1 protein-coding gene is annotated in these 671 nt (G+C 66.7%); it reads right to left on the bottom strand.

Going from position 1 to position 671, the window contains the following annotated elements:
* Window positions 1-659: GGDEF domain-containing response regulator (locus tag AC1DTN_RS37975; RefSeq protein ID WP_477925304.1), on the bottom strand; the 659-nt coding region annotated here is incomplete at its 3' end.
* Between the last annotated feature and the right edge of the window lie 12 nt (window positions 660-671).

The raw sequence follows: 671 nt of genomic DNA, 5'->3' as shown, positions 1-671 counted from the left end.
GCGAGCAGGGTGAGGGCCACGCGCCGCAGCGCGTCGTCGCCGGCGAGGTGGCCCAGGTGGTCGTTGTAGCTCTTGAACGAGTCCACGTCGATCATCAACAGCGAGATCGGCGCGCCCGCGCTCATCGACGCGGCCCAGTGCCGGGCCATGAAGTCGTCGAAGGAGCGCCGGTTGGCCAGACCGGTGAGCCCGTCGGAGTTGGTCAGCCRCCGCAGCTCGAGGTTGCTCTTGAGCAATTGCAGCTGGCTCACGCGCAGCTCCCGGTAGGCCTGGTCGCGCTGGAGCAGGGTCGTGTAGGCCCGGGAGTGGTAGCGGATGCGTGCCACCAGTTCGATCGGTTCGGGCAACTTGACCATGTAGTCGTTGGCGCCCCTGGCGAAAGCCGACTGCTTCATGATCGGCTCGTCGTTCGACGACAGCACGATGATCGGAACATCCTTGATCTCCGGTGTCGCGCGGTAGGCCTGCACCAGGTCCAGCCCGTCCGCCCCGGGCATGACCAGGTCCTGCACGATCACGGTGGGGCGCACCTGCAGCGCCGTGGCAACCGCATCGGCCGCTCTGTGGCAGACATGGAACGCGATGCCCGGCTCGACGGACAGCATCTTCTTCACGACGAGCGCGATCACGGGCTGATCGTCCACCAGAAGGACGGTCACCGTCTCCTGGGG

The sequence above is a fragment of the Rhizobium sp. 01T444 genome (assembly GCF_056398305.1).
This window is presented reverse-complemented; position numbering and strand designations above follow the sequence as displayed.